16 protein-coding genes and 1 pseudogene are annotated in these 21842 nt (G+C 51.0%); 11 read left to right on the top strand and 6 right to left on the bottom strand.

The features are described 5' to 3' along the window. Positions 1–14: 14 nt before the first annotated feature. Positions 15–1364, bottom strand: coding sequence for an NAD(P)-dependent oxidoreductase (locus ACN0R1_RS18770; RefSeq protein WP_417585647.1), 1350 nt, complete (start codon positions 1362–1364; stop codon positions 15–17). Between the two features lie 293 nt (positions 1365–1657). Between ACN0R1_RS18770 and ACN0R1_RS18765 the strand changes: the two genes are divergently transcribed. After that, the gene (locus tag ACN0R1_RS18765; protein ID WP_417585645.1) at positions 1658–2314 is read left to right on the top strand and encodes a TetR/AcrR family transcriptional regulator; all 657 of its coding nucleotides are present in this window, start codon (positions 1658–1660) and stop codon (positions 2312–2314) included. Positions 2315–2322: 8 nt separating this feature from the next. Here ACN0R1_RS18765 and ACN0R1_RS18760 read toward each other — a convergent pair whose 3' ends face one another. Next, on the bottom strand, positions 2323–3612 hold the full coding sequence (locus ACN0R1_RS18760; protein ID WP_417585643.1) for a Zn-dependent hydrolase: 1290 nt from the start codon (positions 3610–3612) through the stop codon (positions 2323–2325). Between the two features lie 449 nt (positions 3613–4061). Between ACN0R1_RS18760 and hydA the strand changes: the two genes are divergently transcribed. Genes hydA through ACN0R1_RS18735 form a run of 5 tightly spaced genes read left to right on the top strand, consistent with a single transcriptional unit; the run spans position 4062 to position 9239 of the window. Then, positions 4062–5501, top strand: a complete 1440-nt coding sequence (hydA, locus tag ACN0R1_RS18755; protein WP_417585641.1) for a dihydropyrimidinase — start codon at positions 4062–4064, stop codon at positions 5499–5501. A 13-nt stretch (positions 5502–5514) separates the two neighbouring features. Then, positions 5515–6339, top strand: a complete 825-nt coding sequence (locus tag ACN0R1_RS18750) for an ABC transporter ATP-binding protein (protein WP_417585639.1) — start codon at positions 5515–5517, stop codon at positions 6337–6339. A gap of 12 nt (positions 6340–6351) precedes the next feature. Beyond that, positions 6352–7236: an ABC transporter permease gene (locus tag ACN0R1_RS18745; protein ID WP_417585637.1), complete on the top strand. Its 885-nt coding sequence runs from the start codon at positions 6352–6354 to the stop codon at positions 7234–7236. Beyond that, complete coding sequence (locus ACN0R1_RS18740; protein ID WP_417585635.1) at positions 7236–8186, top strand: ABC transporter permease; 951 nt, start codon at positions 7236–7238, stop codon at positions 8184–8186. The genes ACN0R1_RS18745 and ACN0R1_RS18740 overlap by 1 nt, the downstream gene beginning before the upstream one ends. 45 nt (positions 8187–8231) lie before the next feature. Then, positions 8232–9239, top strand: coding sequence for an ABC transporter substrate-binding protein (locus ACN0R1_RS18735; RefSeq protein WP_417585633.1), 1008 nt, complete (start codon positions 8232–8234; stop codon positions 9237–9239). 148 nt (positions 9240–9387) lie between these two features. Here ACN0R1_RS18735 and rapA read toward each other — a convergent pair whose 3' ends face one another. Beyond that, positions 9388–12240 carry an RNA polymerase-associated protein RapA gene (gene rapA / locus ACN0R1_RS18730; RefSeq protein ID WP_417585631.1) on the bottom strand — a complete coding sequence of 951 codons (2853 nt, stop codon included), beginning with the start codon at positions 12238–12240 and terminating at the stop codon, positions 9388–9390. A 139-nt stretch (positions 12241–12379) separates the two neighbouring features. Between rapA and ACN0R1_RS18725 the strand changes: the two genes are divergently transcribed. Together ACN0R1_RS18725 and ACN0R1_RS18720 are read left to right on the top strand one after the other, a co-directional pair. Further along, positions 12380–13231 carry a prephenate dehydratase gene (locus ACN0R1_RS18725; RefSeq protein ID WP_417585629.1) on the top strand — a complete coding sequence of 284 codons (852 nt, stop codon included), beginning with the start codon at positions 12380–12382 and terminating at the stop codon, positions 13229–13231. Positions 13232–13547: 316 nt separating this feature from the next. Then, the gene (locus tag ACN0R1_RS18720; protein WP_417585627.1) at positions 13548–13904 is read left to right on the top strand and encodes an addiction module protein; all 357 of its coding nucleotides are present in this window, start codon (positions 13548–13550) and stop codon (positions 13902–13904) included. 247 nt (positions 13905–14151) lie between these two features. On the opposite strand, the gene ACN0R1_RS18715 is transcribed toward ACN0R1_RS18720, so the two are convergent. Then, positions 14152–14631 carry a MarR family winged helix-turn-helix transcriptional regulator gene (locus tag ACN0R1_RS18715; RefSeq protein ID WP_417585625.1) on the bottom strand — a complete coding sequence of 160 codons (480 nt, stop codon included), beginning with the start codon at positions 14629–14631 and terminating at the stop codon, positions 14152–14154. Between the two features lie 126 nt (positions 14632–14757). Between ACN0R1_RS18715 and ACN0R1_RS18710 the strand changes: the two genes are divergently transcribed. Both ACN0R1_RS18710 and ACN0R1_RS18705 read left to right on the top strand, forming a co-directional pair. Beyond that, positions 14758–15657 (top strand): EamA family transporter, encoded by a 900-nt coding sequence (locus ACN0R1_RS18710; protein ID WP_417585623.1) that lies wholly within the window; start codon positions 14758–14760, stop codon positions 15655–15657. Between the two features lie 2 nt (positions 15658–15659). Continuing rightward, complete coding sequence (locus tag ACN0R1_RS18705) at positions 15660–16253, top strand: NADPH-dependent FMN reductase (protein WP_417585621.1); 594 nt, start codon at positions 15660–15662, stop codon at positions 16251–16253. Positions 16254–16373: 120 nt separating this feature from the next. Here the strand turns inward: ACN0R1_RS18705 and rsgA are convergent, their stop codons facing one another. Both rsgA and ACN0R1_RS18695 read right to left on the bottom strand, forming a co-directional pair. Next, a complete protein-coding gene (gene rsgA, locus ACN0R1_RS18700; RefSeq protein WP_417585619.1) occupies positions 16374–17408 on the bottom strand; it encodes a ribosome small subunit-dependent GTPase A in 1035 nt (344 codons plus the stop codon). Positions 17409–17825: 417 nt separating this feature from the next. Beyond that, entirely contained in the window at positions 17826–20117 is a 2292-nt protein-coding gene (locus ACN0R1_RS18695) for a restriction endonuclease (RefSeq protein ID WP_417585617.1), read from the bottom strand. Between the two features lie 69 nt (positions 20118–20186). On the opposite strand from ACN0R1_RS18695, the pseudogene ACN0R1_RS18690 reads away from it, so the two are divergent. Beyond that, a pseudogene (locus tag ACN0R1_RS18690) lies at positions 20187–21300 on the top strand (IS110 family transposase). Positions 21301–21842: the final 542 nt, after the last annotated feature.

Raw genomic sequence — 21842 nt, 5'->3', positions numbered from 1 at the left:
GTGAGTCTCCCGGATTAGGCCTGAACAGGCATCAGCAGTTGATGGATGGATTCGGCGGCCAGCTTACCCTGCTGGACGGCCTCAACAGTCAGGTCCTGACCGACAGAGGTACAATCACCCCCGGCAAACACCTTGTCTAATGGCGTGCGAAACTGTGCATCGACCCAGAGTTTGCCACCCTCGATCTTAAGCTGTTCCTGCATGTCCGGCTCCGGCAGTACCAGCGTCTGGCCGACAGCCTTGAACAGCGCATCACACGGCAGGGTAAACGCCTGGTCTGTATCCACCAGCTCACCCGCTTCGAGTCGGGTACGGCGCAGTTGCAGCCCTTGCAGCTCTCCCTGATCATTGAGCAGCAATACCTCAGGGCGGCTCCAGGTGCGAATGCGCACCTGATGATCGCGGGCAATCTGCTGTTCATGCCCTGTCGCGCTCATGCTTTCCTCACCCCGACGATACGCCAGGGTGACCTCTTCACATCCCAGCCGACGCAACTGACAGGCGATATCGACGGCGGTATTGCCCGCACCGATCACCACCGCACTTTGAGGTACAGGGATCTGGCTCAGATCGGAGGCCTGGCGCAGCACACGAATGTAATCCACCGCATCCTCTACCCCTTTGGCTGATTCATGTTCCAGCAGCAGTTTGCGGGTACCCTGCAGACCGAAGCCCAGAAATACGGCATCAAAGCCGGACTGCAATTCTGCCAGACTAACATCTCGCCCCAGCGCTTTATGGGTGTGCAGGGTGATCCCGCCAATGCCCAGTACAAACTCGACTTCACGTGCCGCAAAGGCCTCGGTCATTTTGTAGCGGGCAATACCGTATTCATTCAGACCGCCGGGCTTTTCGCTGGCTTCAAAGATCTCTACCTGATGCCCTTTCATCGCCAAACGGTGGGCACAACTCAGACCGGCAGGCCCGGCGCCAACCACCGCCACCCGCTTGCCGGTAGCGGCTGCACGGGTAAACGGATGGCCATCAAACACAGCCTGATCGGTGGCATGACGCTGCAGCAAACCGATCAACACTGGCGCACACTCGGCTTCCTTGTTACGTACACAGGCCTGCTCACAGAGGATCTCGGTCGGACACACCCTGGCACAACTGCCACCAAGGATGTTGCTGCTGTAGATGGTCTGGGCCGCTCCTTGCAGATTGTCGGAATGGATCTGCTGAATAAAGCTGGGAATATTGATGTCACTCGGACAGGCTTTGATGCAAGGTGCATCAAAGCAGTACAGACAGCGGGCACTTTCCAGCAGAGCCTGCCTGTCGGTCAGCGGTGGATGGATATCAGTAAAATACTGGTCAATATCCTGTGGGGGTGACATCTTGGTCACCGGCGGTTGAAGGCTCATTGTCAGGTTCTCCGGTTTTCACAAACACAGTCAGGTTCATCGTTGTTATGGCTCTATGGAATGCAGACTCTGTGCCATCTTCTGACCAAATGGTCAGAAGATTTTTAATTAACCAGACAATTTATTGATTTTAATAGCATTAACCACCCTGTACGAGGGTAATAACAGCGGCTTATTTGACAATTTTTTACCTTGGCGCTTGCTACAGAATGATTTTTTCTGCACTCTTTTCAGGCATCACACCCTATTTTTGTGCCAGGCATGGTGCAGCTTGCAGTGAATTCAGTCCGAATATGAGCGAAAAAAAGCGATCCAGCAGCAAACCCGTAAGACGCAGTCTGGCGAGAATCCGCAAGGACAACTCTGATCATATTCTGAAGGTGGCCGAATGCCTGTTCAGTAACAACGGCTACAACGGCACCACCATTCAAGCCATCGCCAAGGAAGCGGGCCTGCCGAAGGCCAATGTACTGTATTACTTTCACACCAAAGAAGCGCTGTATAAGCGGGTGCTGAGCAATATTCTGTCAATCTGGATGCTGAGCATGAATGATATGACCGAAGATCAGCACCCACGAGATGCGCTGCGCAGTTATATCGTCAAGAAAATACGCCAATCCAAAGAACACCCCTATGCCTCACGCATTTTTGCCGCCGAAGTGCTGCATGGCGCGCCTTACCTGAAAGAGCAGCTGGAAACCGATCTGAAGGATCAGTTCCAGACAACCTGCCAGGTGTTTCGTCAGTGGATATTGAAGAAATGGATGGACCCGGTGAGCCCGGAACACCTGATGTTTATGCTCTGGTCAACCACCCAGGCTTATGCCGACTTCCAGGTGCAGAGCAGCATCTTGTTAGGTAAAACGGAACTGGATGATCAGGACTACAACGAGGGCGCAGACCTGATTATCCGTATGGTGTTGAAGGGCTGTGGCATCAATCAGGTGTGAATGAGCCTTTACAGCTCACCCACCCGATGCAACACCAGCGTTTCCTCTTCCAGGTCCGTGTCAGCCGACACCACCTCAGCCATACGCAGCATGGCATTCAGTAATACCGAGCAACCCGCTTCGCACTCTTCAGGTGTTGTGGATTCGATCTCATTGTGACTGATGCCATTCAAACAGGGGGTAAACACCATGCTGGTTGGCGCAAAGTCAGATACATAACAGGCGTCATGACCGGCACCGGCAATGATATCCATATGGCTGTAGCCCAGATCTGCGGCTGAGCCCCGTACCGCTTCGATGCAGTTTTTATCAAACGGAATCGGCGCGTAGTACCAGATAGGTTTGAGATGAATCTGCACACCAGTCTCCGCCACCAAACGCTCAACGGTCTTAATCAGTTCAGCATCCATCGCACTGAGTTGCGCATCATCCGGATGACGTAGATCGACACTCAGATTAATCTTCCCGGGAATAGTGTTGCGCGAATTGGGCATCACCTGCATAAAACCTACTGTGCCACAACCGGGTTTATGCTGCTGCGCAATGGCCTGAACCGCCAGTATCAAAGAAGATGCACAGGTTAAGGCATCGGTACGCAGGTGCATGGGCGTAGTACCAGCATGGGATTCCTGCCCGGTCAGTTCAACATCATACCAGCGCTGCCCTTGCCCGCCAGTCACCACACCGATCACCTTGTCTTCGGCTTCCAGATATGGGCCCTGCTCAATATGAGTTTCAAAGAAGGCATGGTACTCACGCCCGGTTACCGGCGTATCACCGGCATAGCCGATTCGCTCCAATTCATCACCCAGGCGGATACCATCGACGTCGGTTTTATCCAGTATTTCCTGCAGGGTAAAACGCCCGGATACCACACCCGAGCCCATCATCGCTGGCGCAAAGCGTGAGCCTTCTTCATTGGTCCAGACTGAAATTTCGACTGGATGACGGGTCTTGATGCCGTGGTCATTCAGGCTACGAACAACCTCCAAGCCAGACAGCACACCAAATACACCATCAAACTTACCACCGGTCGGCTGAGTATCCAGATGGCTGCCAGTGCCTACTGGTGCCAGGCTCATATCCTCACCCGGACGAGTCGCCATAATATTGCCTACGGCATCAATGCGGATGCTGCAACCGGCTTCTTTTGCCCATTGAATATATAGATCGCGTGCCTGTCTATCCAGATCGGTCAGAGCCAGTCGGCAGCAGCCGCCTTTCTCCGTTGCACCAATCTTGGCCATCTCCATCAGACTGTCCCATAAACGCGCTTTGTTAACTTTCAGTGGTTTCATCATCACACCCTTCTAGCTGTTATCACGACGTGTATCGTCAATATCCATCCTGGACAGCAAGCCATCCGGACAGGTTGTTTTCCGCAGCACCATGCAAAGTTTTGACCATAAGGACAGGAAGTTTGGAATTATTTACCTAACATAATGTTTTATAAAAATAAATTCACAAATCCTGGCAGTTGTAAGGCTCTTGCTGCACCAAAGCTTTTATACACGCGATGTAAAAATGCACTTTTTTAGCTCACTTAGCCCTGTGATTGTGCAGAACAAAAACCAGTCAGTGCGCAGCACTATCCATCCACTTCGATAACAAAAAATAAAACCCTATTATTAACAATGAATTAAAACAAATAATTCCAACCTCCTGTCCAAATGGTCAGATAATTGCATTGAAGTCCTGACAGTGATTGCGAACAACTTAAGCACGCATATTTTTAAGGAGTGTCGAGATGGGAGTACTGATCAAAGGAGGTCTGGTCGTCAATGCGGATCAGAGCCAGCTAGCCGATGTGTATTGTGAAGATGGCAAAATTCAGGCGATTGGGCAGGCACTGAGCGTTCCAGAGGGAACGGAAGTGGTTGATGCCAAAGGCCAGTATGTTATGCCCGGCGGTATAGACCCACATACCCATATGCAACTGCCTTTCATGGGCACAGTCGCCAGTGAAGACTTCTACACAGGCACCGCTGCAGGGCTTGCCGGTGGCACCACCATGATCATCGACTTTGTTATTCCCTCACCACAGCAGCCACTGATGGAGGCCTATCACACCTGGCGAGAGTGGGCCGAAAAATCCGCCGCTGACTATTCGTTTCACGTCGCCGTGACCTGGTGGGATGATTCCGTTTATGAGGATATGGGTAAACTGGTGAACGAAGAAGGGGTTAACTCCTTCAAGCATTTCATGGCCTACAAAAACGCCATCATGGCCACGGATGAAACCCTGGTAAACAGTTTCAACCGCTGCCTTGAATTGGGTGCCATGCCGACAGTACACGCTGAAAATGGTGAACTGGTTTATCACCTGCAGCAAAAACTGCTGGCCGCCGGGCTGACCGGTCCTGAAGCCCATCCGCTGTCGCGACCGTCGCAGGTTGAGGGTGAAGCGGCTAACCGTGCCATACGCATCGCCCAGTCACTCGGCGTGCCACTTTATCTGGTACATGTTTCCTGCAAGGAAGCCGTGGATGAAATCGCCCGTGCCCGTAATGAAGGCCAGCGGGTCTATGGTGAATGCCTGGCAGGTCACCTGGAACTGGATGATAGCGTCTACAGAAACCCCGATTGGGCATTTGCCGCTGCTCATGTCATGAGCCCACCGTTCCGCCCCAAGGAACATCAGGAAGTACTCTGGAAAGCCTTACAGGGAGGCACCTTGCAAACCACCGCAACCGATCACTGTTGTTTCTGTGCCGATCAGAAAGCCGCTGGCAAAGATGACTTTTCTAAAATCCCCAACGGCACCGCCGGGGTTGAAGACCGCATGATGGTGCTGTGGGATTCCGGGGTCAATAAAGGGCGCTTGACCCTTAACGAATTTGTCGCCGTCACCTCTACCAACAGTGCCCAGATTTTCAATCTCTATCCGCAGAAAGGCCATATCGCCGTGGGCTCCGATGCTGACATTGTCGTCTGGGACCCTGACAAACAGCACACCCTGTCTGCCAAAACCCACCATCAGAATATTGATTTCAATATTTTTGAAGGCCGCACAGTTACCGGTGCGCCGACCCACACCCTCAGTCAGGGTCGGGTGGTGTTCAAGAACGGCAAGCTGATGGCGGAAAAAGGGGCCGGACGTTATATCAAGCGCCCCGCCTTTCCCAGCGTGTTTGCAGCCGTGGAGAAGTATAACGCCGAACATAAACCTCAGGCCGTAGACCGCTAAAAGGAAACCCGTTATGCAGGCTGTAGAACCCCTTACTGAGCTAAGCAGCGAACCCAGAAGCCACCGGCAGATGATTGCTATTGATAATCTATCTTTGGTTTTTGAAACCAATGATGGCCCGGTGCATGCGCTGTCTGATATCGACCTAAATATCCACGAAGGTGACTTTGTCTCCTTTATCGGTCCGTCCGGTTGCGGCAAAACCACCTTGCTGCGAGTGATTGCCGACCTGGAACAACCCACGGGTGGACAGATACAGGTCGGCGGCACCTCACCAGAGGATGCCCGCCTGAACCGCCTGTACGGCTATGTGTTTCAGGCCCCGGCACTGTTCCCCTGGCGCAGCATCGCCAGTAACTGTGCCCTGCCGATGGAGATATCCGCTCAGCCCAAAACCCATCGCAACGCACAGATCGACAAGTACCTTGGCATGGTCGGCCTGCAGGACTTCAAACACAAGTTCCCCTGGCAACTGTCTGGCGGTATGCAGCAGCGCGCTTCCATCGCCCGGGCCTTGTGTCTGGAACCGGAACTACTGCTGATGGATGAACCCTTTGGTGCCCTGGACGAGATCACCCGTGACCATCTGAATATGGAGCTGCTGAAGATCTGGAAAGCGACCGGTAAGACGGTGGTATTTGTCACCCACTCTATTCCCGAAGCGGTGTTGCTATCAACCCATATTGTGGTGATGTCTCCCCGACCCGGACGCATCGTCAAGGTGATTAAAAGTCCACTGCCGCGTGACAAGACCCTGGCGCTGCGGGATACCCAAGCTTTCACTGCGCTGGCCGCCGAGATACGTCAGGCATTGGCCACTGATCATCAGATCGATTGAGGCAGCCGAGCTATGACGACGCTAAAGCAACTCACACACAAGCAGTGGTTCGCAGTACTGGTGCTGGTGGTCGGCATTATTATTATCTGGTATATCGCCGCCCTGCTGATGAACGGCAACCAGATGATCAATATGCTTGAACGTACCGGTCAGAGCTGGACTTACACGCAGATTTTTGAGGGCGCTTATGGCATACAGCGCCCGCCACTGCCGGTACCGCATCAGGTGGCCTATGAGCTGTACGACAGTATTTTTAACAATGCCATCACCTCTAAGCGCTCACTGCTTTACCACACCCAGATCACCCTGAACTCGACCCTGCTGGGCTTTATACTCGGTTCGCTGTTGGGCATCATCATCGCCATCGGCATCGTACACAACCGCACCCTGGATACCAGCCTGATGCCCTGGGTTATCGCCTCGCAGACAGTCCCCATTCTGGCGATAGCGCCCATCGTGGTGGTGGTGCTGGGTTCCATGAACCTGACCGGCATACTACCCAAAGCCATCATTTCCATGTACCTGTCATTTTTTCCGGTGGTTATCGGCATGGTTAAAGGGCTGCGTTCAGCAGACAAACTGCATACCGAACTGATGATCACCTATAACGCCAGCACCCAGCAGATGTTCTGGAAACTGCGCTGGTTTTCTGCACAGCCTTACCTGTTCGCCAGCCTGAAGATAGGCATTGCCGCGGCTCTGGTTGGTGCCATCGTCGCAGAACTGCCCACCGGGGCTCAGGGTGGGCTCGGAGCACGGTTGCTGAGCGGTTCCTATTACGGTCAGACAGTACAGATCTGGTCAGCGCTGGTGATGTCCGCCCTGCTCGGCTGGGTACTCATCACCCTGGTTGGACTGGCTGAACGCTTTATTCTGCTCAGACGAGGCATATCCTGATGAAAACACTGCTGACCTTGCTGGCGATTGCACTGTTACTGCTACAAAGCGGCATTGCGCTGTTCCTGCCCAAGGGTTTCTATCAGGGCACCTTCCTGTTACCACTGCTAATGCTGTCGCTGTTTGCTGCAGGCTATCTGATGAGCCGCATGACGCAGATAGCCGATGGTAAAAGTCAGTGGGCAAAACCCTGCAAACTGGCGGTTCCAGCGCTGTTCGGCCTGATGATCCTGCTGGTCTGGGAAGCCATCGTCCGTGGATTTGATGTGCCCCTGGTGTTGATGCCTGCACCCACACAGGTGTTTATCACCCTGGGCAACAACCTGCCACTGCTGTGGGCCGACTTTCAGCAGACCTATCTGAAGGCTGTGGTGGCTGGTTATGTAATGGGTTGTGGGCTGGGGTTCATCACCGCCAAGCTGGTGGTTCGCAATGCCTTCCTGCAAAAAGGCCTGCTGCCACTGGGCAATTTTATGGCCTCCATCCCGATCATCGGTATAGCCCCGATCATGGTGATGTGGTTTGGCTTTGACTGGCAATCCAAAGCGGCTGTTGTGGTGATCATGACCTTCTTCCCCATGCTGATCAATACCTTGGCCGGTTTGCGCTCAGTCGATCCATTGCATGCCGACCTGATGCACACCTATGCCGCCGGTAAAGGGCAGATCTTCTTCAAAAACCAGCTACCCCAAGCCATGCCATTCATATTTAACGCGCTGAAACTGAATTCAACCCTGGCACTGATCGGTGCGATCGTCGCCGAGTTTTTCGGCACCCCGATTGTCGGCATGGGTTTTCGCATCTCCGCCGAAGTGGGCCGGATGAACATGGATATGGTCTGGGCCACCATTTTTGTGGCCGCCCTGGCAGGATCACTGAGTTATGGCGTCCTGGCGCTATTGGAGCGACGCGTCACTTTCTGGCATCCGTCCGTGAGAAGCGGACGTTAGTTTTATCTAAACGTTTATGTAAACCTAGTCAAATGAGGCACGACAATGAAAAAAAATATCATCACAACCGCTGCCGGTATCGCCTTGATGGCGGCCACTTTTTCCGCTCAGGCCAATGACAAGCTGACGTTGCAACTGAAGTGGGTCACCCAGGCGCAGTTTGCCGGTTACTATGCGGCACTGGATCAGGGCTTTTATCAACAGGCCGGTATCGACCTGACCATTAAACCCGGTGGTCCGGATATCGCTCCGGCACAAGTACTGGCTGGTGGTGGCGCCGATGTCGTCGTCGACTGGCTGCCTTCTGCTTTGGCAACCCGTGAACGCGGCCTGGCACTGGTCAACATCGCTCAGATCTATGAGCGCTCCGGGATGATGCTGACCTGCCTTAAATCCAGCGGTATTGAAACGCCGGAAGACTTTCCCGGTAAAACCCTGGGGGTGTGGTTCTCTGGCAACGAATACCCTTTCCTGAGCTGGATGTCACAACTCGGCTATGAAACCACCGGTGGCGACACAGGGGTTACCGTACTGCGTCAGGGCTTCAATGTTGACCCACTGTTCAATGGCCAGGCTGACTGTGTGTCCACCATGACCTACAACGAATACGGCCAGGTACTTGATGGTGGCCTGACACCGGAATTCCTGACCCTCTTCCCTTATGAAGATGGTGGCGTGGCAACTCTGGAAGATGGCTTGTATGTGATGGAAAGCACTCTGGAAGACCCAACCAAGGTAGATGCCCTGGCGCGTTTCCTGAAAGCCACGGTAGAAGGATGGGAATGGGCTAGAGAGAATCCGGAAGCCGCCGCAATGATCGTACTGGAAAATGACGACTCAGGCGCTCAGACTGAAGCCCATCAGGTGCGGATGATGACCGAAGTCGCCAAACTGCTCAGCAGCAGTGAAGAAGGGATAGGTTACCTTGACCCAGCGGCCTTTGACCGTACTGTTGAAGTACTGCTCAGCAGTGACTCCTCACCGGTCATTTCCAAAGTACCCGAAGGGGCTTACACGCACGTTGTTTACGACGCAATGAAGTCACTCGACTAAACAGTCCTAAAAGGGGTCAGTCCCTTTTCCCACCAGCGAGGCCGAATTAAAGGGGTCAGTACCCTTTTCCGTTACCGGCCTCGCTGGTTGGACATTCGTTTGCGGAAAAGGGTACTGACCCCTTTTAGGGACCCCTTTAAATGACGGTCTACTCAGATACTACGATGACCCGCAGCGCATCCAGTCGCAGTTGGGCACTTTGCAATGCCTCCTGCATCAACTGGGTATCAGCTTGATGCCTGTCCAGTTCCGCCTGATCAATAGCCGGATTCACCTTCGCCAGAGCCTCTAGCCGTTGATAGGCTTCATTTCGCGCCTTGGTCAGTGTATTGAGCGCTGTATCACGTAGCGCCGGAAGCCGTGCATCGGCCTGCTGTTGCGCCTGCTTCAACTGACTGGTGATATTATCCCGCACCATCCGCACCATATTCTGCGAAGTGGACAACTTCAGCGGCTTGGCTAACTGATTGAGTGGCTGATGTGCCAGCGCCTCCGCCAGATCCCGCCCCTCTGGATCAATCAGCAAACGCAGATAGCCACCCGGCAGGTAACGCGCCAACTGCAGCGCTTTAGGTACGGCCAGATTCAGCTCATAGATGGTTTCAACCAACAGCGTACCCGCAGGCAGTGCAGGCAGTTTCAGCATACAAATGGCGTTATTGCCGGTTTCATTGCGGGTCAGCAGATCCATCAGCTCCAGCATCAGCGGATGTTCCCAGCTCATGAACTCAATATCTTCACGCAGCAGGGCTTCATCACGGCTGAACGTCAGCGTCATGCCATCTTCCGGCAGCTCTGACAGGTGGCACAGCATATGCTCACCTGGATGCAGCACCAGACCATGACGGCCGTGGGGCTGTAAAGTGATGCCAAAACGATCAAACAGCCGCTCAGCATAGGTCTGTATGCGGCTGACATCGTCTTCGTCCTGCATCGCCTCAAGCAACAGCTCGGCACGTTCGGCATTAAAGCTGCTCATTTCCAGCAAGCGATCACGCCCTTCGGACAGGGTCAGCTCCAGCTCTTCACGCGCCTCGCGGGTATCTTCAAGCAGAGTGTCGAAGGCGTCCTGATCATCCGTACGCTGCATCACATCACGCAACGGTTGAGCGAAACGGTGGTAGAGGGCATCACCTGTGGCACACACCCGCTCAAAGGCATTCAGCCCCTGGTGATACCACTGCATCAACACCTCGGTGGGGGTGTGACGGTAGTAAGGCAGGTGAATCTGCACCGCCTCGGTCTGGCCGATACGGTCCAGACGACCTATACGCTGCTCCAACAGATCCGGGCTCAGCGGCAGATCAAACAGCACCAGATGATGACAAAACTGGAAGTTACGCCCTTCACTGCCGATTTCAGAACTGATCAGCACCTGCGCGCCGAGTTCTTCATCAGCAAAATACGCGGCACTACGATCACGGTTGATCAGGCTCATGCCCTCATGGAACACTGTTGAGCGCACACCGACCCGTAAACTCAGGTATTCATCCAGGGCAATCGCGGTGTCAGCATGTGCACAGATCACCAGTACTTTTTCTTTGCGCTGCTGCTTAAGCCACTCCTGCAACCAGGCCACCCGCGGATCTTCACTAACCCAGTTTTCACCCAACTGTCGTTCAGGATGCAACAAAGGTTCCAGTGCATCTGCATCAGGTTGATATAAATTCGGTGCCATCAACGGGTAGCTGTGAAAATGTCGCGCCGGGAAACCGGCAACGGTACGGCGGGTATTACGGAACAACACCCGCCCCGTGCCCTGACGATCGACTAACTGGTTAATCAGCGAGGCGATTGCCGCATCCTGCTCTTTAGCCGGTAACGCCAGCCATTGCGTGATGGCGGTTTCGCCCAGACGTTCAGCCAGCTCAACTTGAGTGTGCTTGTCCTGTTTCAGGAACGCCGCTCCGCCTTCAAGTAACGAGCCGATCAGATGATTCAGGTGAAAGTACTGCTGCTCTTCATCCAGAAACTGATCCAGATCGGGATAGCGTTCCGGGTCCAGCAGTCGCAGTCGGGCAAAGTGCCCTTCCGGTCCCAGCTGTTCCGGCGTTGCCGTCAACAGCAACAAGCCGTCGCTGCGTCGAGCCACCCGCTCTACACACTGATAGGCATGACTGACCACTTCGCGGCTCCAGCCCAGATGGTGAGCCTCATCTACCACCAGAATATCCCAACCGGCCTGTTCAGCCTGCTGCAAGCGGGTTTCACTGCGTGCCAGCAAAGAGACCGGTGAGATAACCAGTTGTGCCGTTTCGAAAGGATTGTCATGGCCGGATTCTTCCAGCGCTTCACAACGCTCCGCATCCAACAACGAAAAAGTGAGATTAAAGCGCCGCCGCATCTCCACCAGCCACTGGTGCAATAACGAATCCGGTAACAGAATCAAAATCCGCTTAGCGCGTTCACTGATCAGGCGCTGATGCAGAATCATGCCCGCTTCAATAGTCTTACCCAGCCCCACTTCATCGGCCAACAAGGCGCGTGGCGCGGTGCGCGAAGCCAGTTCAGCGGCAATATATAGCTGATGCGGCAACAGCTGAACACGCGTGCCAATCAAACCATAGGCAGGCGATGTCGCCAGTCGGTACTGATGATCACGCGTTTCCACCCGCAACTTATACAGACCATGACGATCTATCTGCCCGACAAACAGGCGTTCCTGAGGTTTACTGAAATGCACCGCACTGTTGAGGTGCAGCTCCGGCAAAATCACCTCATTGCCATCACTGTCCACTCCCATATACAGATAACAGCCCTTGTGCTCCATGCGCTCACGCACAGTAACCAGCACATCTTCATCACTGCATATCTGCTCATCAGCTTCAAAACACACCCGGGATAAGGGCGCGTTGTCTGTGGCGTAAGTACGCACTTCAGCCGCTGCTGGAAAACTGATTTCAACCCGTCGATTGGAACACTCAACGACAATACCCAACCCAAGATCCGCTTCCGTGTTGCTGATCCAGCGCTGCCCCGGTACAAATTCTGTCTGAGACAATCTCTAACCCTCTGTAACGCACTTAAAAACGCCATGATAGGCGCTGTCGCGGATGAGTTCAAAGGCTGATCGTGATTACTGAAAGACTATGCGATAATATTTAGCCTAAAATCGAGTTAACTGACACAGACGGACCCTCATGACTCAGACCAATGATGTGATTGCCTACCAGGGGCACGAAGGTGCTTATTCTCATCTGGCTTGCTGCCGCGTTCACCCGGAACTCCGGGCACACGCCTGCGAAACCTTTGTCGAAGCCATGTTTATGGTGGAACGTGGCGACGCACGGTTAGCGATGATTCCGCTGGAAAACTCAACCGCCGGGCGTGTTGAAGAGATCTATCGGCTGATGCCGAAAACGCAACTGCATATTATTGACGAGCATTTCGAGCCGGTTAACCACTGCCTGCTGGCCCTGCCCGGCACCAAACTGGAAGACCTGCGCACCGTATCATCCCACCCCCAGGCACTGGCCCAGTGTGATGGTAATATTAAAAAACTGGGTCTTTCCCCTATCGCGGCACTCGACACGGCTGGGTCAGCCCATGCACTGGCCGACTCGCGTCAACCCGGTCATGCCGCCATCGCCTCCAGCCTGGCCGCACAACTCTATGATCTGGAAATACTCAATGACAACTTCCAGGACATCAGCGGTAACACCACCCGTTTCATGATTTTGGCACGCGAAAGCCGCATGCCCGCCTTTGAAGACGGCAAGCTCTACATCACCACCTTAATGTTTCGCGTACGCAACATTCCTGCTGCGCTTTACAAGGCGCTGGGCGGTTTCGCTACCAATAATGTCAACATGGTCAAGCTGGAAAGCTACATGACATCAGACACCATGCAGGTCTCCAGCTTTCACCTGGATGTTGAAGGACACCCGCACCAGCTGGCTATGCAGCATGCACTGCAAGAGCTGAACTTCTTCGCCAACGAAGTCAGAGTGATGGGCACCTACAAAGCCCACCCCTTCCGCCAGCCGGGTTAAGGATTTATGCTGCAATGCACAAAATATCGCTTTCGTTAGAAGCAAAAAATCTAACAATACGTGTTTACCCTATTGTGCAGCGCACAAAAATAGACTATCTTTAAATTGTCCTGAGCTTCAGGACGCGAAAGCGTTGGATCCTACGGATTCGACCTATCGCATCCCATCTCTCAACTCTTCCTGAGTTGTATGCACTTTGTTTGCCCCTCTTCGGAGGGGTTTTTTTTGGCTGGAATGTAGCGCTACCATCGAAGTCATCACCAACTTGTCAGACTGGGTCAAACCAGATTCATAGAAATGACTCATAGATACACTTGTGCATGACAAGATCGGCGCTGTGCTTAGCCTTGATATAGAGTTTATTTTACTGCACTATTTGACCATTACCATTTTGCAAGTGTTGGATGAAGCAATGAATACAGTGCAACTTAAAGCCATTACGAGCGCTGCAATGACCTTGCCTGAGAGAGAGCGAGCTAAACTTGCACGAGATTTGGTTGCAAGTTTGGATGGCCCAGCTGATATCAGTGCAGCAGAGGCCTGGGACACTGAAATTTGCCGCAGAATCAATGAAATTAAATTGGGCAAAGCTGAAATTTTAGATGCAGACGAAGCTATTGCACGCGCCAGAGCTAGGCAAACCAAACCCACCGCTCGTACCTGTAATTGGTGAAGCAGCCAAGCTGGGAGCAAAAAGACTGATTCTTGAAAAATTTCCTTTCTCCCTGGTAACCATTGCGAATAACAAAGTGGTTACGGTCGTTGCTTTCGCTCACCATTCTAGAAAACCGGGCTACTGGCACAATCGAGTCATTCCATAACGCATTGCTCATCAGTATATAGTGAGTGTAGCGAGTAATTTACGGACCTCCCTCAGTGCATCTTGTCAGTTTTGTGAACTTTGCGTTCAATAACCAAAGTTAACGACTGCTAAGCAATACTTTTTTCAGCAGATTGGCTAATTGCAGCCTTTCATCCTTATTCAGAGCTTCCAGCATCACCTCCATATTATCAAGATGATCCTGCAGAGCCGCGTCCAGTTTGTGTTGACCGGGTTCCGTAAGCATGACTTTACAACTACGGCGATCATCTTCACTGGCTACACGCTCAATAAATCCACGTTGAACCAGTTTTTCAATTCGGGTACTCATCGCACCGGAAGACAGCATCAAGGTTTGATACAACTCCGTGGGCGTCAAAGGCACTTGGCTGCGGCGTAAGGTGGCCAAAATATCAAACTCAATACCACTCAATTCATGCTGATCAAAAGCTGTATCGATTTGTTTGCGCCAGATTGAGCTCACTCGCCCTAACCTGCCGACAACGCCCATCGCTGAACAATCCAGATCAGGTCTGGCATCACGCCACTGTCGCAAAATATGATCGACTGGATCCTGCATAGCATCACCCCCAAAAGTATCTTAATAAAAAGATACTTGATCATAAGAATTTTTTCCATTACTCTTTAGAAAGTATCTTTTTGTGGAGATACTTTCTAAAGAGTAATAAACCAGGACAGGATAGTAATGAAACCCATACAGTCACTCACAACCCTTGTGCTTACAGCCCTTGCCCCCATTGTTTGGGGCAGCACCTACATAGTGACCACTGAGCTGCTCCCAGCGAACAGCCCTTTGATTGCATCCATGCTCAGATCACTGCCCGCTGGTCTCATCCTGGTATTACTTTCTCAACACTTGCCCAACGGCAAATGGTGGGGAAGGCTAGCCGCATTGGGGTTTCTTAATATTGGTTTCTTTTTCTACTGTCTGTTCTATGCGGCTACTTACCTGCCAGGCGGCATGGCCGCATTAATCATGTCGACGCAGCCAGTACTGGTGATGGTATTGAGCTATGTTCTGCTGAAAAGTGATTTTAATTACAAACATGTGATCGCATGCCTATTAGGGATAACGGGTATTGCCTTACTGGTTCTAAATCATCAGGCGGATTTAGATGCCAAAGGCATTTTTGTTGGCTTGTGTGGTGCCGTAAGCATGGCGTCGGGTGTTGTTCTGACCAAGCACTGGGGACGGCCACCAGCAATGACATTACTAAATTTCACAGGGTGGCAACTGCTATTGGGCGGATTAATGCTGCTTCCCGTCGCGCTGTGGATGGAAGGCTTCCCACAAGATCTGAACCTGAAGAACTACCTGGGCTACGGCTATTTGGCCATATTGGGAGCCATAATCTCCTACTCACTTTGGTTCCGTGGTATTGAGAGATTGCCAACCATCACGGTGTCATTTCTCGGACTTTTGAGCAGCGTGTCAGCCGTCATGTTGGGTTACTTCATTCTGGATCAGTCACTTACCTGGCTACAACTGGCTGGCGCCCTATCCATCTTGATTTCTATTCTGTTGGCGTCCTCTTACACAGGCCGCTTAACGTCTTCCCCTGTTTTGAAAGCAAATAAGGAATGAGTATGAAGCTTATCGTTATTTCTGGCAGTCAACGTACCCAGTCGAAAAGTCTGTTGGTGGCACAATATCTACACCACCTGGCCGAAACCCATTTTGATCAGGTTCAAGTCTACGATCTGCATGAACTCAACTTTCCACTCTGGAATGAAGGTGTGTGGAGTGGCAGCGAAGAGTGGCAACCCTGGCGTGAAATTGCCAAAGAACTGCAAGCTGCAGATGCGTTCATCTTCATCACCCCAGATTGGCATGGCATGGCGACCCCAGCATTAAAAAACTTTCTCATGCTGACTACAGATGCGGAACTGGCGCATAAACCAGCCTTGGCGGTGAGTGTGTCAGCGAGTATCAACGGCATCTACCCCATCAGCGAGCTGCGTCTAACCGGCAGCAAAAACAACCATGTATGCTTTCTGCCAGATCACCTGGTTTTCCGCGAGGTCGATAAATTATTTGATGCCAACCAGCCGTGCCTTGATGAAGCCATGCAATCAAGGAGTGAATACACAATTCAATTACTGGCCGCCTATGCGCGTGCACTTAAACCGGTGCATCAGGATATGCTGAATGCCGGCAAAGCGTTTCGCTATGGGATGTAAGGATTAGTGGCAGATGTTGGTGTAGACACTATCCTTGTGACCGTAACGAGGAGGTATCCACTACTCGGGTGGTAACTTATATTGATAAAGCCGCTTGTCGGCGGCTTTATCAAAGTTACTCTATTTTCTCCTCGCCTTGGTAGACACCACTGACTTCACCATCTTGCTAAACTGTCGTTCCCCCGCACGTCGCTCCTGCAGCGATGCCGTGTTTCTAGCCTGTTCAGCATTAAGTTTCTGAAAGTTAGTTAACCGTCGTGCATCAAGTGTACCGTCATCAATTGCCTGTCGCACCGCACAGCCCGGTTCCACTTTGTGCTGGCAATCACTAAAGCGGCACTGTGTAGCCAGCGCGTCAATATCAGAAAAGGTACGGCGAATACCATCGTCACACTCGGTCAGCTGCAGTTCACGCATACCCGGTGTATCAATCAGCACAGTGCCATTGTCAGTAAAATGCATAGAACGCGCCGTGGTAGTGTGCCTGCCTTTGCTGTCATCATCACGGATAGCTGCCGTTTTCTGCTCAGTGTTGCCTGTCAGCGTATTGACCAGAGTAGACTTGCCGACGCCGGACGAGCCCACCACGGCCAGGGTGCTACCGGCTTTGTACCAGTGGCGAAGCTCGTTACAGCTATCACTATCGAGTGCATTCACCGCTTCGACCACTAACATAGGGTCTAACTGCTGCACCCTTTGCTGTAACTTTTCGGCATCTGGGCATAGGTCTTTTTTGGTGAGTACCAGCAACGGCTCTGCCCCGCTGTCATGCGCCAACGCCAGGTAACGCTCTATCCGGCTCAAATTAAAATCATGGTTTAACGAGCAGACAATCAGCAATGTATCGACATTGGCGGCAATTAACTGCTCCGCCAGCTGGCTGCCAGCGGCTTTGCGTTTAAACAGTGACTTTCGCGACAATAAGCGCACAAAACGGCCATGTTCATCCAGCAGCAGCCAGTCACCAATGACCATCTGGGGCAGTGCAGGACTAATAGCCAGGCTACGCAGCCCTTGCTCTGTCGCCAGCTCATAGGTGCTGCGATGATTCGCTATTACACGGGCAATAACGCTGTGTTCAAATTCCTGAAGATTAAGTTGTTGCTGAAAAAACGCCTGCCACCCAAGTTGCTGTAATGTTGAGGGTAAGTTCATCTCATTTCCTTTTACGCACAGCAATACACTGCACGCACAGTAAAAAATGGTTAGGAACTCTGGTAAACGGCTTACAAAAACCGAATTAAATAACTTTCAGAGATCCCGGTCGACAAACACCGGGCAAAGGCAGGTTAAAGCAAAAAAGGTAACAGTTTAAGCTACGCCGCAGCCCTTACCGGGTGGGTAATTACTACAATCATCAAACTCTCCTTCATGGTAGGAATAACAAGTTAAAATATATCAGAAGCGATAACGCAGAGCAAAGTTACGATACTAGTGATGCAAAAAATTTATTACCGGAGTTATGGGGGGCAGATCTAAATTAACCCAGGCTAAAGTCTTAAACACCTGAAAATCTGCTAACGCCTAGTTAACCTGTAATTTCGGTACGAAATTATCAGGTTGAACTAGATGTTAGATTTTTGTATCTTCGAGAGAACTAAACATCCGTTCAATCTCTTCATCAACCGTTTCACCTGACGGCTCGCCATCACGATCAAAGTCGATATCGTCGTCGTCGAAATCGGGTTCTTTTGTTGCCTCTCGAGCTCTATCAATTTCGACTTCAAGGTCAAGTTCGAATCTCTCAGAAATCGAAGCAAACTTGTCTAGTTGCTCCTCTACCTCTGCCAATGGCGGTCCATCACTAATAATAGTTTCGAGTTCATTGTTCAGAAAGATTTCTGCGTTCTTCTTGATGTCCTGGATGCGGGACCGAGCTATTTCCGGATGCTTCTCAATGAAAAAGCCGATGCCCAGATAGTCGTCAAGGTCTCTCGAGGATGTCAACGATGTAGCCATTCTTTCAAACAGGGTCTCAGAAATCACTTTAATCTGGTCGGAATTCCCTGACCATACGGTTTCGGCTTCCGAAATCACCATATTCAAAATTAGGCCGTTTGTTTTTTGGATTTTCTGGTATTCATTCATGATTTCAATAAACATCGAGACTGAAGGAATGGCCTCCTCTTTACCAACCAACCGAATGAGCCTGAGGATGAGGAATTCTATTGAAGGATTGTGGTAAGTCCATCGTTCCTGACCAGATGATGTCCTCGCATATTGAATGATGTTAACTCTTTTTCGAAGCAAAAGCAGTCGAAACCTCTCAAAAATTCGGTTTAGGATATCAATACTGCTAAATACCTCAACCTTCGTAAATATTTCGAGAATTTTGAGTAGTTGGTCTACATATACACTTGTTTCGATCAAGTCGGAAATGTCTTCAATATTTTCTTTCAGCAGTGCATCAATGAAGTCATCAACCGACGGATTATGATAGCTGACTATTAGGTCATCATGGGTTTTGCTCGTCTTGAGGAACGTACCCTCAAGCTCCTTGAGCGATTCCTTGAAGTCATACGGTGACCGTTCGTGATTATACTTTCTTGACCGGAACTGAGCGAACTCCAGATAGGCTACCTTCAGGTCACCGGAGTTTATCGGTTGCGCTAGTGACGCAAGCACCAAAACTAGCTCTCGGGCGCCATAGTTCAAGTGCTTGTGAAAGGCAGTCCGCCAAATTTTTTCCGGATTTTCAAGATTTCCCACGAAAATATCGAGATAGTGCTCACGATCAAAATCGCTTAGGTTGCCGATCTCAGTCATGTACTCAATGATCCGGGGACTATAGTTCCTATGGTCGATAATCTTCGAGTAATTTCCCTGGCGAGCTACTTGAGTTTTGATTTCTGAAGGAAGTGCCGAGAAGAAGATATGATTGTACAAGATCCTTGCCCGCTCGAATTTCGAATAACTTCCGATCTCCAGAATAACCTTGTAGAGAGCAAGGTTTGAATGCTGGAAGGCCTCGAGATTGTTCTGCGCTTGCTGAAGTATGTACTCTCTCGTTGTGAGGATGAATTTGGTGTTCGGCGACCTCTGTACGTCATGAATAAACCGAACTATTCTGTCGTCTTCATTCTTTCCCATCGTTTCTAGAAGATTTGTCTTTCCAAGAAAGTCATCGTAGTAAAAGATCTGCTTGGAACTAGCAACGAAGTGTTGCCTCGCCTCCAATATGTCTCTTGGGATCTTTATGCACTCATATCCTTCTCGAAGGTAGTGTGAAAGGACGATCTCGGCTAAAGTTGTTTTACCAACCCCTGGCGGTCCAGAAACGATACATACATTCGATACTTTTAGAATATCGATTGCCCTTGGAAAGAGCCCGCAAATCACGTATTTCGAAATTCTCTCGTTTAAACGTCCAACCTCTGACAAGCTCTCACCAATAATTCCCGCATGCAGAATCTTCTGCAAGACCTCCACACTGGAGAGCCAAAGTTTGAAGTGCTTCTTCTCGACTACTGGATGCTTTCCGACTAGGTTGTTTAGGTCCTCGGTTCCCAGGATGTCGCCTGTTGAGGCACAGTGTGGATCGAGCATGCTCTTGATCCGATCCTTTAGGACTGGTGTCATGCTGACACTAGTAGCCAATATGTACCTCTTGGGAGATAAGGCCTGGACCTTTGGTACCTCGCCACGAATCGAGGTTAGGAGCAAGTTCTTTCCGGACCGTAAGTAGTGCTTGCACTGAATGATGATTTCGGGATCAGTTTCAACACCCGCATATCTGAGATCTATACCTGAATCTCGCCCCTTGGAAAAATGTTCGAGAGTGAAACCATATTCGGCCTGAATAAGGTCGGCGACTAGTATCTCAAAGTCGTAATCAGACAAGGTTGCAAAATCATAGGTATGCATTGTTCATTTCCTACTGCCTTCAATAAATCTAACGCTGCCCATAACCCGCAGCCAAAAGGAGAAGACCCAATGAACTTTTATACTACACAACATCCGTACCATTGTGGAATCGATTTGCATGCACGGTCTTTGTACGTGTGCATTCTGGATGACACCGGTGAAACCATCCTGCACCGCGAAATCAAAGCACGACCAGAACCCTTACTGGATTTATTAACGCCCTATATCGGCAACATTGTTGTCGGTGTTGAATGCATGCACTGCTGGTACTGGGTTAGCGATGTCTGTGCTCAACATGGCATCGACTTTATTCTGGGCCATGCGCTTTACATGACAAATTCTTCAGGAAAGAATTTGGACAGCTTTAGCTGGCCCGAAGGGAAAAGTACAGGACGTACTTTTCAACACGATCCATGGTGGCAAAGCCAAAAATGATCGCATTGACTCCTATAAGATCGCGCATCTTATTCGTTGTGGCAATTTTCCGTTGGCCTATGTGTATCCACCCGAGATGCGTGCTGCTCGTGACTTACTCCGTCGTCGTACCCGTATCGTTCGTCATGGAGCCGATTTAAAAGCGCATGTGAAAAACACCACCAGCCAATACAATTTGCCACCGAATAACCTGGATCTAAAATACCCTTGCGCTCGGGAAGCGATGCGGAACTGCTTTGATGATGCGTTCGTGCAACGCAATATTGACCTGGACTTAAACATCATCGCGTTTTACCGCCATGAACTCAGCTCAATTGAGTGCTTTATTGAAAAGCATGCCAAGCATCACAACGGTCGAGATTACCACATACTCACCAGCTTCCCTGGCATTGGTCGCATTCTGGCACTGACTATCCTGTACGAAGTCGGTGATATTGGTCGTTTTAACACGGTACAGGATTTTGCTTCGTATAGCCGACTTATAAAGTGTAAAGCGGAATCAGCGGGTAAAAGCTACGGCACACAGGGCAATAAAATTGGTAATGCGCATCTGAAGTGGGCCTTTGGCGAAATTGCTGTGCTGTACCTGCGTGGTAACGACAAAGCAAAAGCCTACTTGCTGAAACTACAAAAGCGCATGAGCAAAGCCAAGGCACTCTCTGCTCTGGCACATAAAATTGGACGCTGTGTGTACTACATGCTGAAAAACCAAAAGGTGTTCGATGAAAAACGTTTCCTAGCCGGTTAAGTCGCGGGACAAGGTGAGCTGAACGTCTAACTGGACCACTCTGGCTGATACTCATATGAAGGTTGGGTAGCCACTAGTAATAAGCTGAAAACCCACCTTCTGGCACACTGTCGTAGCCAGTGCGCATTGATTAGACACCTTGTCGCCGCGCATCACCATCAGCAAGGTGGTTTGCACCTGTACTGAGCCTGAAACTAACTGGCTTTATGCCCGACGCCTTGAATAGTGCCAGAAACAGGTTAACCGATGAATGTCTGGTGTCCCTGCTATCAGTACGGAAGCTGAAATCAGCAGGCGCTCATTGAGCATGAGATAAGAGAGCCCCGATATGTGTTTGTTGCAGGCTATCGCCTGGCAACCATGATGACAGATGAAGCAGTCTATCTTGCTGATGGACAACAGACTGACCGCTAACGCGGCCAGGAGAGCAGTTTTACCTATTGACTCCGAGGCGGCTCATATGTGTTAGGGAAGGTGTGATCAAGTCCTCCACATGGGATAATGCTGACTGCACATGATCGAGGACGCATAAGATGGATCAG

Origin of the sequence: Nitrincola sp. (assembly GCF_048264025.1) — a bacterium.
Classification (GTDB): domain Bacteria; phylum Pseudomonadota; class Gammaproteobacteria; order Pseudomonadales; family Balneatricaceae; genus Nitrincola.
This window is presented reverse-complemented; position numbering and strand designations above follow the sequence as displayed.

Coding starts and splice junctions, on each gene's coding strand:
- ACN0R1_RS18770 (WP_417585647.1), bottom strand. CDS start 1,364: ATGAGCCTTCAACCGCCGGTGACCAAGATGTCACCCCCACAGGATATT.
- ACN0R1_RS18765 (WP_417585645.1), top strand. CDS start 1,658: ATGAGCGAAAAAAAGCGATCCAGCAGCAAACCCGTAAGACGCAGTCTG.
- ACN0R1_RS18760 (WP_417585643.1), bottom strand. CDS start 3,612: ATGAAACCACTGAAAGTTAACAAAGCGCGTTTATGGGACAGTCTGATG.
- hydA (WP_417585641.1), top strand. CDS start 4,062: ATGGGAGTACTGATCAAAGGAGGTCTGGTCGTCAATGCGGATCAGAGC.
- ACN0R1_RS18750 (WP_417585639.1), top strand. CDS start 5,515: ATGCAGGCTGTAGAACCCCTTACTGAGCTAAGCAGCGAACCCAGAAGC.
- ACN0R1_RS18745 (WP_417585637.1), top strand. CDS start 6,352: ATGACGACGCTAAAGCAACTCACACACAAGCAGTGGTTCGCAGTACTG.
- ACN0R1_RS18740 (WP_417585635.1), top strand. CDS start 7,236: ATGAAAACACTGCTGACCTTGCTGGCGATTGCACTGTTACTGCTACAA.
- ACN0R1_RS18735 (WP_417585633.1), top strand. CDS start 8,232: ATGAAAAAAAATATCATCACAACCGCTGCCGGTATCGCCTTGATGGCG.
- ACN0R1_RS18725 (WP_417585629.1), top strand. CDS start 12,380: ATGACTCAGACCAATGATGTGATTGCCTACCAGGGGCACGAAGGTGCT.
- ACN0R1_RS18715 (WP_417585625.1), bottom strand. CDS start 14,631: ATGCAGGATCCAGTCGATCATATTTTGCGACAGTGGCGTGATGCCAGA.
- ACN0R1_RS18710 (WP_417585623.1), top strand. CDS start 14,758: ATGAAACCCATACAGTCACTCACAACCCTTGTGCTTACAGCCCTTGCC.
- ACN0R1_RS18705 (WP_417585621.1), top strand. CDS start 15,660: ATGAAGCTTATCGTTATTTCTGGCAGTCAACGTACCCAGTCGAAAAGT.
- rsgA (WP_417585619.1), bottom strand. CDS start 17,408: ATGAACTTACCCTCAACATTACAGCAACTTGGGTGGCAGGCGTTTTTT.
- ACN0R1_RS18695 (WP_417585617.1), bottom strand. CDS start 20,117: ATGCATACCTATGATTTTGCAACCTTGTCTGATTACGACTTTGAGATA.